At 46.3% G+C, this 13845-nt stretch carries 12 protein-coding genes; 8 read left to right on the forward strand and 4 right to left on the reverse strand.

The features are described from left to right. Nucleotides 1-19: 19 nt before the first annotated feature. From FME95_RS07150 to FME95_RS07170, 5 genes are read left to right on the forward strand one after another with little or no spacing between them, the layout of a single operon-like run. Nucleotides 20-916 carry an ExeA family protein gene (locus tag FME95_RS07150; protein ID WP_147713702.1) on the forward strand — a complete coding sequence of 299 codons (897 nt, stop codon included), beginning with the start codon at nt 20-22 and terminating at the stop codon, nt 914-916. After that, complete coding sequence (locus FME95_RS07155) at nt 913-1986, forward strand: hypothetical protein (RefSeq protein ID WP_147713703.1); 1074 nt, start codon at nt 913-915, stop codon at nt 1984-1986. Before FME95_RS07150 ends, FME95_RS07155 begins: the two co-directional genes overlap by 4 nt. Further along, nucleotides 1983-2825 carry a tetratricopeptide repeat protein gene (locus FME95_RS07160; RefSeq protein ID WP_147713704.1) on the forward strand — a complete coding sequence of 281 codons (843 nt, stop codon included), beginning with the start codon at nt 1983-1985 and terminating at the stop codon, nt 2823-2825. The genes FME95_RS07155 and FME95_RS07160 overlap by 4 nt, the downstream gene beginning before the upstream one ends. After that, complete coding sequence (locus FME95_RS07165) at nt 2822-4567, forward strand: GspE/PulE family protein (RefSeq protein WP_147713705.1); 1746 nt, start codon at nt 2822-2824, stop codon at nt 4565-4567. The genes FME95_RS07160 and FME95_RS07165 overlap by 4 nt, the downstream gene beginning before the upstream one ends. 30 nt (nt 4568-4597) lie before the next feature. After that, on the forward strand, nt 4598-5842 hold the full coding sequence (locus FME95_RS07170) for a type II secretion system F family protein (RefSeq protein ID WP_147713706.1): 1245 nt from the start codon (nt 4598-4600) through the stop codon (nt 5840-5842). 90 nt (nt 5843-5932) lie between these two features. On the opposite strand, the gene FME95_RS07175 is transcribed toward FME95_RS07170, so the two are convergent. Both FME95_RS07175 and FME95_RS07180 read right to left on the reverse strand, forming a co-directional pair. Then, nucleotides 5933-6940 (reverse strand): ABC transporter permease, encoded by a 1008-nt coding sequence (locus tag FME95_RS07175; protein ID WP_147713707.1) that lies wholly within the window; start codon nt 6938-6940, stop codon nt 5933-5935. 2 nt (nt 6941-6942) lie between these two features. After that, nucleotides 6943-7821 (reverse strand): ABC transporter ATP-binding protein, encoded by an 879-nt coding sequence (locus tag FME95_RS07180; protein ID WP_147713708.1) that lies wholly within the window; start codon nt 7819-7821, stop codon nt 6943-6945. A gap of 200 nt (nt 7822-8021) precedes the next feature. On the opposite strand from FME95_RS07180, the gene FME95_RS07185 reads away from it, so the two are divergent. After that, on the forward strand, nt 8022-8870 hold the full coding sequence (locus FME95_RS07185; protein WP_187265466.1) for a DnaT-like ssDNA-binding domain-containing protein: 849 nt from the start codon (nt 8022-8024) through the stop codon (nt 8868-8870). Beyond that, on the forward strand, nt 8836-9558 hold the full coding sequence (locus tag FME95_RS07190) for a replication protein P (RefSeq protein WP_147713710.1): 723 nt from the start codon (nt 8836-8838) through the stop codon (nt 9556-9558). The genes FME95_RS07185 and FME95_RS07190 overlap by 35 nt, the downstream gene beginning before the upstream one ends. Before the next feature lie 101 nt (nt 9559-9659). Here FME95_RS07190 and FME95_RS07195 read toward each other — a convergent pair whose 3' ends face one another. Continuing rightward, nucleotides 9660-10865: an SH3 domain-containing protein gene (locus tag FME95_RS07195; RefSeq protein WP_147713711.1), complete on the reverse strand. Its 1206-nt coding sequence runs from the start codon at nt 10863-10865 to the stop codon at nt 9660-9662. Nucleotides 10866-11139: 274 nt separating this feature from the next. Further along, nucleotides 11140-12387 (reverse strand): malic enzyme-like NAD(P)-binding protein, encoded by a 1248-nt coding sequence (locus FME95_RS07200; protein WP_147713712.1) that lies wholly within the window; start codon nt 12385-12387, stop codon nt 11140-11142. Nucleotides 12388-12613: 226 nt separating this feature from the next. Between FME95_RS07200 and FME95_RS07205 the strand changes: the two genes are divergently transcribed. Next, the gene (locus tag FME95_RS07205; protein WP_147713713.1) at nt 12614-13822 is read left to right on the forward strand and encodes a uracil-xanthine permease family protein; all 1209 of its coding nucleotides are present in this window, start codon (nt 12614-12616) and stop codon (nt 13820-13822) included. The last annotated feature ends 23 nt before the right edge of the window (nt 13823-13845 follow it).

Consider the following 13845-nt stretch of genomic DNA (forward strand, 5'->3'; position numbering starts at 1 on the left):
TCGAGGTTTATTCGCAACTATGTACGCAGATTTTTTTGGATTCAAACAGTCGCCATTTTCTTTGTCACCAGACACGGAATTGTTCGTCAATTTACAAGGACACCAGCGCTGTTTTGAATTGATGACGCATGTACTAGAAAGTGGCGAAGGATTTTTAAAAGTCATTGGCGAAGTTGGTACCGGCAAAACCATTTTATGCCGTAAACTACTTCGCTATTTAGAAACCGAAGCACAAGATAATTACCACTCCGTTTATGTGCCAAATCCAATGTTGTCACCCATCGGCCTTTATCGTGCAGTTGGCAAAGAACTCGGATTAAACCTACAGCAACAACAAGATACCGATGCGCTGTTAAGCCACATTACCGACCGAATTTTAGCCTTGGCTGACTCGCACCGCAGTATCGTTATTGTGGTCGACGAATCGCAATCACTGCCGGCACAAACACTGGAAGCCTTACGACTCATTACTAATCTAGAAACCGAAGATCGCAAGCTGGTTCAAGTCATCCTGTTTGGTCAAACCGAGTTAGATACGCTGCTAAATCAAGATCGTTTCCGTCAGCTAAGGCAACGCATTACTTTTGCTCACAGACTTACAGCACTGAAGGCAGTTGAAACCAAACAGTACGTCAACTTCCGCTTATCCCGCAGCGGCTATAACGGTCGTCCACTGTTTACCAACAAAGCGATTAAGCAGCTGCATCGCTTTAGCAATGGTACGCCGCGCTTAATCAACGTATTGGCGCACAAAAGCTTACTCGCAGCCTTTGCCGAACATTCCAGTGTGGTGACGCCTAAGCACGTTAAAACCGCCGCACAGGATAACGGCGAACGCCATGCGCTGCCATTATCGTGGATTCTAACAGCCTCCATTTTGATCTTCCTTGGCGTCATCGCCTGGAGACTGTTATGAGTAAAATCCACCAGGCGCTGCGTAATACTCAGCGCCAGCGTCGATCTTTTCAAAAGGCGGCATTCAATCCTTTATCAGGTCGACAAAACAGACCTAACCTATTGCGCCGGCTGAGTTATATTTTTTCTGCACTATTAATCACATCCGCGCTGGCAATGACTTTTTTTTGGCCACAGCTGAGTGAATGGTTTGGTCATCGGCTGCTCGGCTATCCCGCGAACCAAACGGCTGAAGAACGAGCCGCGCTTGCTAAAAACGAAATCCAACCCGTTCAAGCTCAGGCAGCACTGGAAACAACCGCTAGCGCCAGTGAAACAGACCAAACAGTCTCTATTGCTGATGCAGCCATTCAGGCCAAAACATCAGAGCCTGCAGAAACTGTAGCCAGCGATCTAAGCACAGAAACAAACGAACAAAGCCCGGGCATTCAATTGGCCATTGCACCGCCCATTCAGGCGTTAGCTGAACCAAGACAAGCTCCGGTTCAACCAACAAAACCGAAAGAGACCGCAACAACCGCGCAACAACCGATCACTGCCAAACCTGCGGTCAATACACCACCTTCTCTTGCAGCAAATGCGCCTGAGCCATCCACGCCTAGTATTCGGCGCAGCAGCCTAAATTGGCAAGAAAAGGTTAGCCAGGCACTTCAAGCTCAAGACCTTAACGAAGCAGAACAACAATTAAAATTATGGATTGGTGCGCAACCCGATGCCGCTGAGCCTCGACTAATGTTGGCGCGCATTTACATCAGCCGCGAACATCACCTCGCGGCAGAGCCTTTACTGGCAAATTTACAGGGCCAAATCGAAGCCGATGCACTGCTTGGCCTTATTTACGAAAAAACCCAGCGACATGCTTTAGCGGCCGATACCTTCAAGCAACTCTATAGAAAACAGCCTAGCAACCATAAATGGCTGCTGTTTTGGGCAATTAACAGCGAAAACAGCAATCAATTGGAAATTGCTAAGCGTCTGTACCAAACTTACATCAGTCAGTTTTCTCAAGTAGATAGCGCCTTAACTGGCTTTGCGCAACGCAGGCTCTCAGCGCTAGGAGGCGTTCAATGAAAGACAACGAAACCTTACTGAATGTTCTCATTGAGCATACAGATATAGACAAAACGCTGCTCAACTCCGTCTACAGTGAATTGCCCGCTGATGCTGACCTTAACGCCTTTCGTAGTAAGCTGCTCGATAGCCAGCTGATCAGTTACGAGAAACTGATGAGCTTAAGCATCCATGAATTTTTAGTCCCCAAAACAGAAGCTTTGTTAGACCAGTTGTTCGAACATAAAAAGCATCTATCTAGCTTTGACCAACCAGAAGAAGAAAAGAAATTCCATCTTGATGGCGTTGCAGAATTGAAACCGACCTTTATTCTTGGCACTAGCGAATTAGAGTTAGCGGTACCGAAAACCGATATTTCTAAGCTGGTGTTTCAGCATTCTGATGAAAAGCAGGCCATCATGCTGGCAATGGATATGTGTACAATGGGTGAAGTGAAAGAAGCCGAACTAATCCTAATTGAAACTGTTGATTCCTTTCCTGAATCGACCGCGGCGCAAATCACGCTATGTTGGTTGTATTTTTCTGCTGGTAAATTTCGTCAAGTTGAAGAGTGGGCAAAGCATTTACTTGAGATCAGGCCAACCAGTGTGCTCGGTCTTTGGTTCCAAGCTCAAGCAGAACAATTAAACAGCAATCACAGCGCGGCTATTAAACATTTCCAAAGTCTGGTAAAAATTAAAAAACCTATGCCACTTTGGCATCTATTGCTGGGGTATTCGTTACAAAAAACGGGTGCCGATGCAGAAGCTCTTAAGAGCTACCAAACTTTTTTAAGCCTGGGTAATTTTGGCGAACAAAGTAAGTTCGCGATTCAACAGGTGAAGGAGCTGAGCAAATGAACATTAACCCTGGTGTAGAAGCGGGCCGAGCTAAACGGGTTCGTCTGGGTGACGTATTATTACAGGCCGGTGCCATTACCGATGGTCAACTGCAAATGGCGCTGCAAGAGCAAAAGACAACCGGCAAAAAATTAGGTACTGCGCTTGTTGATATGGGCGTTCTAAAAGAAGCTCAGCTTCTGCAAACACTTTCTCAGCACTTAGACTTACCCTTTATTGAATTACGACAGTTCCATCTAGACAGTTCCTTAATGCTACGTCTCGATGAAGCTATGGCACGCCGCTTTCGATGCTTAATTTTAGCAGAGCACAAAGACGGCGTACTCTTGGCAATGGCAGACCCGCTGGACTTAGTCGCCATCGACGCAATCGAAAAAATACTGTCTTGCAATGTTTACCCAGCGATTGTGCGCGAAAATGAAATCCTCGCCACCCTTGATGTCGTTTACCGTAATACCAGTGAGATTGAATCGTTAGCTGGCCAGCTAGACCAAGCACTATCCGGCTCGGCGACTGGTTTCGACATTGCCCAGTTAGAAGCCCAAACCGATGTTCAAGATGCTCCAGTGGTGCGCTTACTTCAGTCGGTTCTCGAAGATGCGGTTACGGTTAAAGCATCCGATATACACATCGAACCAGATGAAACCGTTTTTCGTATTCGCATGCGTATCGATGGCGTACTGCAAGAGCAAGTGATCAAAGAAAAACGCGTCACTGCGGCATTGGTAATGCGTTTAAAAATCATGTCCAATCTTGATATCTCTGAAAAACGCTTGCCGCAAGATGGTCGCTTCAATGTTTTAGTGAAAGGCAAATCGATCGACATCCGTATCTCTACCATGCCGGTGCAATTTGGCGAATCGGTGGTATTGCGTTTACTGGATCAATCCAGCGGTGTTCGCACGTTACAAAGTTTGGGCATGCCAGAAGACTTACGTAAGCGCTTTGAAGTGATGATCAAACGCCCTAATGGTTTGATTCTGGTCACCGGCCCAACAGGTAGCGGTAAAACCACGACGCTCTATTCGGCGCTGTCTATTTTGAACTCGCCAGAAAATAAAATCATTACTGCCGAAGACCCGATTGAATATCGAATGAGCCGAGTTAATCAGGTTCAGGTAAACCCTAAAATTGATCTCAGCTTCGCTAAAATTTTGCGCAGCGCATTACGCCAAGACCCCGATATTGTGTTTATTGGGGAAATGCGTGATGAAGAAACCGTCACCATCGGGGTGCGCGCAGCAATGACTGGTCACCTTGTTATGAGTACGCTGCACACCAACGACGCTATTTCCAGCGCCTTAAGATTAACCGACATGGGCGTTGAACCCTATCTTATTGCATCGGCCTTACGCGGCGTTTTAGCACAGCGACTGGTACGTAAAATTTGTACTAAATGTCGCACGCCTTACGAACCAAACACCAGCCAAAAAATGTGGCTCGAACATATGGCCAACGGTAAATTCAAAGAAGCCTCATTCAGCCATGGTACGGGTTGCTACCACTGTAACAACACCGGCTACAAGGGCAGGGTTGGGGTGTTTGAATGGCTTGAGCTTGACGGCACTACTGTGATGCCGCTGTACGAACAAAATCACAGCGCCTTTATTGAAGCGGTACGCGCTAAAGAAGATTTTAAACCGATGGAAGAGATGGCTCTTGAATACGCCAAGTTGGGCATTACTGATCTTCCAGAGGTGTTCCGTATTTCAGTCGATTCAGGTGATTATGAAACGCGCTAATTTCGCCAGCCTAATGATGAGCAAATATTAATGAGCACCTATTATTACCGTGGCAGAAATACGTCCGGCGCGATGGTCGATGGGACATTGCAAGCAGCCTCCAAATCGGATGCTCTGGCCCAATTGAATCGACAAAATATTACCCCGACACAGCTTTCCAGCAGCGGCAAAAAAAACAGCACACAATCGATCGACGCTCTTCGCTCAGTCGATATTTTAGCCCGCTTTAAACGCCGCAAAGTTAAGATCGATGAGCTGATTATGTTTAGCCGCCAGATGTATGCTTTAACGCGTTCGGGCATTCCTCTAATTCGAGCCATCAACGGCTTGGCCGACACCACTCGTTCACCGGCACTGGCGCAGGTACTGCAAGATATTTCTCGCAGCTTGACGCAAGGTACTAACTTATCCAGCGCGTTCCGTTTGCACTCTGATATTTTTGGCGAATTATTTATCGCTATGATTCAAATGGGTGAAACAACCGGTCGATTAGATCAAGCCTTTAAACAGCTTATCGATCATCTTGAGTTAGAAAAGGACACACGTAAAAAGGTCGCTGCCGCGTCTCGCTACCCGCTCATCGTAAGCGCCTTTATTGTTATGGCACTGTTTGTCGTCAATCTGGTTATCGTGCCGCAATTTTCTGGACTGTTTAGCAAACTGAATACGGAACTGCCCTTAGCGACGCAAATTTTATTTGCCAGCTCCAACTTCGTACAGAAGTTTTGGTTTCTGATTATTTTAGCCATGATCGGCGCTTGGTATGCTTTTCGCCGTTGGCGTAATACAGCAGCTGGCCGCCTTACCGTTGACCGCATACTGCTTAAACTGCCTATTCTTGGCCCTATCTTTGAACGTATTGCACTGGGCCGCTTTGCTCGGCCCTTTTCAATGATGCTCGACGCTGGCGTACCGATGCTGCAAGCATTGAGCGTTTCCTCAAAAACAACGGGCAATCATTTTATTAAGCAAGGCATTGAAGGCATGCAAGCAGGCATCGAACGAGGCGAATCATTATTAGCCACCGCTTCGGCCAGCAAAATGTTCACGCCGTTAATCTTACAGATGATCGCGGTTGGCGAGGAGTCCGGTAATGTTTCTAATCTACTCATTGATATTGCCGATTTTTACGACCAAGAAATTGAATACGATTTAAAACGTATTACAGAACTGTTTGAACCTTTCTTACTCGCCATTATGGGCGCGATGGTTGTTGTTTTGGCACTCGGTATCTTCTTACCTCTTTGGGAATTAGGCACAGCCTACTCGCAATAATGCCTGCTTATGCACAATAGAAAAGCTTCTCTCTACAGAAGCTTTTCATAGCCTAAATCACAATCATAAAACCTAAGCAGCCGCTTGGAATTAGCGTCCGTCCGAATGCCAGCTAAATAACAACGAACCTAAAACTAAAAACAACATGCCAAGAGAGAATAACGCCCAGAGGTGATAGCTGATGGTTGCGAAATCCGCCGCTTCAGTCATGATCAAGCGAGCCGCCTGAACTAAATGCGTCAGTGGTAAAAACTGGGCAAACTGCTGAATAAAGTGCGGCGCGCCTTCTAAACTAAACCAAACTTCAGACAAGCCCATCATTGGCCAAGTCGTCAGATTTAACAGACCACCGGCAAACTCCTCACTGCGCAAACGGCTGGCCACTAATAAACCTAAACTGACCATGGCAAAAACCCCCAACAACAACGTTAACAACAGCAACCAAATATCGCCCAGCAGCAGAGTACCTAACAAATAATGTGGCACAAAGGTCAGCACTAACGCCAAGATCAACACCATCATAATGCGCGACAACAGATGCGCACTGATAAACTCCATTGCGGTTAACGGCGTTGCACTGAGTCGTTTTAATACACCATTTTTGCGATAGCGAACAATGACATGCCCAACACCAAACAAAGAGCTGAACATAATGTTCATGCCAATGATGCCCGGCAATACCCAATCGACATATCGAATCGACTGCCCTTCAACCAGAGTTCGTGAAAAATAACTGTCTTCGGCGAGTAGTAATCGCTCAGCCATGTAGCCATTTCGGCTTTGTTCATTGACCCAATAACGGTACTGATCGATGTCGATCAACAGATCGATTTGGTGCCTAACCACTCGTTCAATCGCTTCTGCTTCACTGTCGTAAGGAATAAATTGGATATGTTTTAATGACATAAAAAGCGGCCGCGAGACATAACCGTCTTGCTCCGATAACACGCCGACTTTGAACATTGGCTGTGCCTGAGAAAAGACAAAATAAAACACCAACAACAATAAAAAAGGGAACGCGATGTTCCAAATAAAGGTACTTTTTTCACGTACAAATTCACGATTTCGAGCGTGAAAAATAGCCGATATTTTTTTCATCATTAATCCCTTAAACCTTCACCGGTCAATTTTAAAAATAAATCTTCAAGGCTTGGTTGGTGAATCTGCATACCACTCAGTGCCATGTTATTTGCCATCAACTGAGTTAAAACGGGCTCAACATCATCACAGTAAATATGAATCTTATCGGCTTTTTGAATCGAACCGGCGGGCAGTGCATCAAGCGCTACACCTTCGCTTGGTAGTTCAATAACCAAACCAGAAAAATACTCAGCTAAGAGTTTTTTGGGCGCGCCATAAGCAATGAAGGCTCCAGCATCCATAATCGCCACTTCATCACATAACAGCTCAGCCTCATCCATATAGTGAGTGGTCAATAGGATGGTTTTGCCCTGCTGCTTTATTTTTTCAATCAACTGCCAAAAGTTGTGCCTCGCCTGAGGATCAAGACCAATGGTCGGCTCATCTAAGAAAAGCAAATCTGGATCGTTAACCAGTGCCAACGCCAATAACACCCGTTGACGCTGACCACCGGAAAGGCTTTTTACATCTTGATCGATAATGGAATCCAGCTCACAGAGTTGCTGCAATTGATCGATTGCCATTGGTGAACGGTAAAAGGAAGCAAACAGATTCAGCGCCTCACCGACCCGTAAGTGATCTTGTAACGCCGTATGCTGAAATTGAATACCAATGCGTTGACGTGTGCGTTTATTAACCGGCTGACCAAATAGCTCGATGTTGCCAGATGTCGGCTTAACCAAGCCCTCTAGCATTTCTAGAGTGCTGGTTTTACCTGCGCCGTTGGGGCCAAGCAAGCCAAAGCAAACGCCCTTCTGGACGCTAAAACTCAAGTTATTAACAGCAATCAACTCGCCGTAGCGCTTTGTTAACCCTGTTACCTGGACGACACTGGTCATGTAAATTACCTAATTAAGAACAGCAAAAGCGTAGGCTAACGCATGCTGCGCCTTGGTGGCTAGCCCCAAGCGTTAGATATTGATCTTGCTACAGATTAATGATGATCCACAACCAATCGATGCAGACAATCTATGCCGCCGTCATGCTATACTTATTGGCCGTTTCAACTTCAGCCAGAGGGTGCAGTCCGTTGGAAAAAATGCTCCAAGTATCACCGATTATCGCCCAAACAATAGGTCTTGAAGAAGCTCTATTGTTGCAGCTATTGCAGGACGCAAGCGCCTACCAAAGCAGCAATCCGGTGCTATTTTCCGACCAACAACGCAGTCAGTTTTTGCCGTTCTGGAGCGAGCGACAATTCGAATTAGTACTGCAGCGCCTATCCTCGCTAAGCTTGATTCAGGTAACAGGCCGCCAACCTTGGCATATCCGGCTAGAGGCGATCGATTTTTCTAGCAATCAGCCAACCACGACAAGCCCGCAACATTTAGCGAATGACTCCGGCTTAAATAGCCAATCGCGTTCTGACAACCAACACCGCTCTAATGAGCAACACCGCCAAGCTGCGGCATTCGACAAGACAGAACAGATTACGCCGGCCGATCATCAACCGCTGCCGGTATATGTCAGCAATAACGATGCGATTAATGAAGCCAGACGCCGTAATCAACTTGAAGACGACCTTTCGTATTTGAAATCTTACGAGCAACCGGCAGCTAAAACTCCCAACCGACGAAGCCGAATGCACTCGCAATGGGAGCCCAGTGCGGACTTCCCGCAATTAATTGCTTTTCATGATATTCCATTCGAGTTTGCGCTTTCCGAATTGGCCAAATTCCGGCAATATTATGCGTCTAAAGATCGCACAGAAATCAGTTGGGATGTTCGTTTTCTTAACTGGGTTCAACGCGCCTGGCACGACTCATTAAACAGTAAAGGCCGAAATGACCGACACCAAAACTCACCTAGTCAGCCTGAAAACTCTGCTCGAGAGCAGCGAAACCAGGTCCGCGATGCCCTCAGAAACATCCGAGATACTGACTGGTAAGCGCAGCGAGCTAAATCACGACACCAAAGTCTTGGTCAATATGATTTTTGCCCGCTTTCATCACATCTATACGCACCGCTTCGAAAGCGCGTACCGTGATGAGACAACGCTGAACCAAGCCAAACGAGAGTGGGCTATGAGCCTTTCGGGTACATCTACCGACATGGTGGAACTGGCGCTCGAACGCTGCAAACATGAGCATGCTTGGCCGCCGACCATTGCTGAGTTTTTAAAACTGATGCAGCCAGCTCCCGAGTCACTTGGATTGCCCGATACACTAACTGCCTACCTTGAAGCCTGCCGTAACAGTTACCAAGCAACTGGCCGACGCTGGAGTCATATCTGCGTTAAAGCTGCAGCCATGAAAGTCAGTTATTTTAGTTTACGCTCTGAACCAGAACGATTAACTAAGCCGCTGTTTGAAAAGGCCTACCTCGATCTTGTTCATAGAATCAGCCAGGGCGAGACTATTCAGGTAGCCGAACCTGTTGCGCTACCGCTAACAGAATCCAACCAAGCCGAAGAGCTTATTAGCCAACTTATCAATGCTGGTGTCGATGATAAGCTAGCACCAGCCATTGCTTATTACAGCGAAAAACCCGCAGGCTCGGCAACACGGCACCGATACCGTGAACGTGCCCAACAGCAGCTGTTAGAGATGAAGATAGCGTTCGACTTACCAGAGTAGGCAATTAAAGAACAAGGCTATTAAAGAGTAAGGCTACTAAAACGCAAAAGCCGGGAAGATCCCGGCTTTATCGTGTTTTGTCAGCGCTAAATGAAAGACTACTAGCTTTCGCCTGCTGGTGAAGGCTCAAGTGGTCGTAAAAAACGAGCACTGGCATAACCTGTTTCACCCTCAACACGCACCAACATCCAAAGTCCTTGAGCGGACTCAGGATAGGCCCATACTCGAGCACCTGTCGCCAGCTTAATAAGGATTTCTGCATCCACTGACGCGGTTTCGCGCACGTTAAGAATCGACGCGGTGACTTCCATTAATACGGCTTCACCATTGGCGTCACTAATTTGAGAATCATCCGAGCTATTAGTCACTGGCGTATTAATCACGATAGGACTGGCAACCACTGGCGGTTGTGTCACCGGCGCAGGTATCGCTGGCGCTAAAGTCAATTCAGTTGGCTGAGACTCAGCAGTCTGTTCTGTGTTTTCAGCAACAGCGTCGCCAACAACATCTGCTGATTGCGTTTCACTGCCTGCTTCTTCAGATGCACTGTCTGTTTCGACTGTGCTGACATCCAAAGGAGTTAAGATCGGCTCGTCCTGAGCAGCATTATCGACAAAGTCATGCAATACCACCGGAACTTTCACTCGCCCTAATTGTAATGGGCCAAAAATTAACGCAACAGAAAGTAAGACACCAAAAATAGCACCTAAAGCAAAACTGCCGAACAGGCCTTTTTGTCGCGGTTTACTCTTTGCTCGGCGTTTTTGAACTCGGCTGCTCGGAGTTACTTCACCGTGCAAACGCCACTCAACTCGGTCTAGATATCGAGGATCCAACGGTACTAGCGGCGCCAGTAAACGATCGCTATCGCCGCTGGCGTATTCTTCAAATACTCGCTGACCTAGCTCTTGAATTCGACTTTCAGGCAGACTAAGAACTCGCCCTAAAATACGCAATGCTAAAGGTACGTGTGTTGGCAGTTCATGATCCAACAGCAGCAAGCGCCATGCAGTTTCTACTAAAAAAACTACCTGATCGGATGATATGTTTTCTGATGCCCATACTAATGCATCGACATGATCCTCAACATCGGAATGATCAAAGAAGATCGATGCTCGGGAGGATAGATCGCTATCAGCATAAGGTAATGTCGCACTCAAAGTTCGCTCAATATGCAGCTCACTTGCTGGATAAACATAGGCCAGCCACTGCAGGGCAATATGAACGGCGGCCTGCATTGAGTCTTCATGTTTTAGCCAGAAAGCGTCTTGTGGGGCTTCAAGCGATATTTTCTTCATTGTTGTCATTTAATTCTTCGTCTAAAAACAAGCATAACAGCTACCCAATGACGCTCAAACTCACAAGATAGCCGAAAAATGGCTCTATAAAACAGCGTTACCTATAAGAATAGACCATACTCAGTCTAAATAATCCAAAATATGATGCATTCTCACTAAGCTAACTCTAATCTAACAAAAAAACCACCCGTAATTGCAAACCCAGTTCTTACTTTCAGAAAATACTTACCATCAGTAAAACGATTAATAGCATTGAATCGTGGTTTATTAGGTGATCGATGGGCTATTTTTTATAGCGATCAGGTAAAGGGGCCAATGCCACACCACTTTCAACTGCAGCTCGGGCGACGGCACCTGCAACTCGATCCAATAATCGAGGATCTAACGGCTTAGGAATAATGTACTCCTTGCCAAATTCAAAGGCTTGACCGCCATAGGCTTGCACAACTTCATCTAGAATCGGCTCTTTCGCTAAATCGCTAATGGCATGCGCAGCAGCCAATTTCATCTCTTCATTAATTTTAGTGGCGCGAACATCAAGAGCACCACGGAAAATAAAGGGGAAGCCTAAAACATTATTAACCTGATTCGGGTAGTCTGAACGACCGGTTGCCATAATGACATCATCACGAGTACTGGCAGCTAGCTCCGGCTTAATTTCCGGATCCGGATTAGAGCAGGCAAATACAATCGGCTTGGCCGCCATCGATTGCAACATCTCAGCAGAAAGCTGATCTGGACCAGACAAACCTAAAAACACATCCGCGCCCTGAATGGCTTCAGCAAGAGTTCTGGCTTCTGTCACATCGTTAGCAAATTCTGCTTTGTATTGGTTAACGTTACCTCGGTCGCTAAAAATGACACCGCTACGGTCGATCATAATCAGGTTTTCTTTTTTCATGCCCGCCGCTATTAATAGTCGCGCGCAAGAAATAGCAGCGGCACCAGCACCAAGACAAACCAATTTAGCTTGATCAATTTTTTTACCCTGGATATCGAGCGCATTAAGCATACCGGCAACGGTGACAATAGCGGTGCCGTGCTGATCATCATGAAAAACGGGGATGTCGCATTTTTCGATCAGCTGACGCTCTATTTCAAAACATTCTGGCGCTTTAATATCTTCTAAGTTAATGCCGCCAAACGTTCCTGAGATCAATTCAACCGTTTTGACGATTTCATCAACGTCTGCCGAGTTCACTTCGATGTCGACCGAATCGATATTGGCAAAGCGCTTAAACAATAACGCCTTACCTTCCATAACAGGCTTACTGGCTAATGAGCCCAAGTTGCCTAATCCTAAAATGGCAGAACCATTAGAAATCACCGCCACTAGGTTGCCTTTAATAGTGTACTTGTAAGCATCCTCTGGGTTGTCTGCAATTGCACGTACCGGTTCTGCAACACCTGGACTGTAGGCCAATGATAAATCTCGAGAAGTTTCAGCAGCAGTCGTCAGCGATATACTTAGTTTTCCAGGCTGAGGTTCGGCGTGGTACTTAAGTGCATCGGCTTTTAGGGTGTCAGACATTATGGAATCCATTATCAAGTGTGGGAGAGGGTGTGCAAAGCATAGCGGCCACAAGGCAACTACTCAACAAGACAAAGCCACTAATCCGGTTAGCAAGGACAAAATAGTCAACCACCGTATCAATGACGCTTTAATATTTGATCAGATCGAAAGGTTTTCCTCTGTTTGTCGATACTATAGGCTTAATTGCAAAATTGATTAGCCTGTAAATTTTGGAGATGTATCGATGAAAAATGCCTTACTTGGCGCTCAAATGCTCTTTGTCGCTTTTGGCGCTCTTGTACTTGTCCCTATTTTAACGGGATTAGACCCTAACGTTGCACTCTTTACTGCCGGTATGGGCACGCTTATTTTTCAGGGAGTTACCAAGCGCACGGTTCCTGTCTTCCTCGCATCTTCTTTTGCGTTTATTCCTGCTATTAGTTACGGCGTCAGTCATTGGGGCGTTGCTGCAACTATGTCAGGCTTATTCGCCGCAGGCTTGCTTTACGCTCTGCTCAGCACATTGGTTGCTGTACGCGGTAATGAAATTATTAATAAAATCTTACCGCCCATCGTTGTCGGCCCAGTTATTTTAGTGATCGGTCTTAGCTTAGCGCCCACAGCAGTGAACATGGCTCTGGGGAAATCCGGCGACGGTGCTGCTGTATTAATGCCGATATCAAAAGCTCTGTTAGTCTCGATCCCGGCACTCATTACAACTATTTTAGTTGCTACCTTAGCTCGCGGAATTTTTAAGCTTTTACCCATTCTGCTCGGACTTATCGTTGGTTATGCCATCGCATTACCATTAGGCTTAGTTGATTATTCTGCCGTTACTAGTGCACCTTGGCTTGCCGTACCAAACTTTGTACGCCCCGAATGGAACATTCAGGCCATCCTTTATATTTTACCCATTGCCATTGCTCCTGCAGTTGAACATGTTGGTGACATGGTGGCGATTTCAAACGCGGCCGGTAAAGACTACTTAAAAAAACCAGGCTTAAAAAAGACACTACTCGGCGATGGTTTAGCAACCTCGGCTGCTGCATTATTTGGCGGACCACCAAACACCACCTATTCAGAAGTGACCGGAGCTGTGGCATTAACAAAAGCCTACGATCCGAAAATCATGACTTGGGCGGCATTGTTTGCTATTGGTCTTTCTATGATTGGCAAAACCGGAGCGCTACTAGCTTCAATCCCGATTCCCGTGATGGGCGGCATCATGACACTACTGTTTGGTACCATTGCCACCATTGGAATTGCGACCCTGACACGAGATAAAATCGATCTACAAGAACCTCGCAATATGATCATCATTGCCATCACCTTAGTGTTTGGTTTGGGTGGCATGTTTATCAAGGTGAGTAATTTTGAATTACAAGGCATTGCCTTAAGTGCCGTTATTGCGATCCTGTTAAACCTAGTTTTACCGAAAACAACTAAAGCCTAAACAGGCTCGATTAACAGACTAAC

It is taken from the genome of Reinekea thalattae (genome assembly GCF_008041945.1).
Lineage (GTDB): Bacteria > Pseudomonadota > Gammaproteobacteria > Pseudomonadales > Natronospirillaceae > Reinekea > Reinekea thalattae.

Excerpts from the sequence above, each read along its gene's own strand:
- FME95_RS07160 (WP_147713704.1), top strand. The coding sequence starts at position 1,983 with ATGAAAGACAACGAAACCTTACTGAATGTTCTCATTGAGCATACAGAT.
- FME95_RS07185 (WP_187265466.1), top strand. The coding sequence starts at position 8,022 with ATGCTCCAAGTATCACCGATTATCGCCCAAACAATAGGTCTTGAAGAA.
- FME95_RS07175 (WP_147713707.1), bottom strand. The coding sequence starts at position 6,940 with ATGAAAAAAATATCGGCTATTTTTCACGCTCGAAATCGTGAATTTGTA.
- FME95_RS07180 (WP_147713708.1), bottom strand. The coding sequence starts at position 7,821 with ATGACCAGTGTCGTCCAGGTAACAGGGTTAACAAAGCGCTACGGCGAG.
- FME95_RS07200 (WP_147713712.1), bottom strand. The coding sequence starts at position 12,387 with ATGTCTGACACCCTAAAAGCCGATGCACTTAAGTACCACGCCGAACCT.
- FME95_RS07165 (WP_147713705.1), top strand. The coding sequence starts at position 2,822 with ATGAACATTAACCCTGGTGTAGAAGCGGGCCGAGCTAAACGGGTTCGT.
- FME95_RS07170 (WP_147713706.1), top strand. The coding sequence starts at position 4,598 with ATGAGCACCTATTATTACCGTGGCAGAAATACGTCCGGCGCGATGGTC.
- FME95_RS07155 (WP_147713703.1), top strand. The coding sequence starts at position 913 with ATGAGTAAAATCCACCAGGCGCTGCGTAATACTCAGCGCCAGCGTCGA.
- FME95_RS07195 (WP_147713711.1), bottom strand. The coding sequence starts at position 10,865 with ATGACAACAATGAAGAAAATATCGCTTGAAGCCCCACAAGACGCTTTC.
- FME95_RS07190 (WP_147713710.1), top strand. The coding sequence starts at position 8,836 with ATGCCCTCAGAAACATCCGAGATACTGACTGGTAAGCGCAGCGAGCTA.
- FME95_RS07205 (WP_147713713.1), top strand. The coding sequence starts at position 12,614 with ATGAAAAATGCCTTACTTGGCGCTCAAATGCTCTTTGTCGCTTTTGGC.
- FME95_RS07150 (WP_147713702.1), top strand. The coding sequence starts at position 20 with ATGTACGCAGATTTTTTTGGATTCAAACAGTCGCCATTTTCTTTGTCA.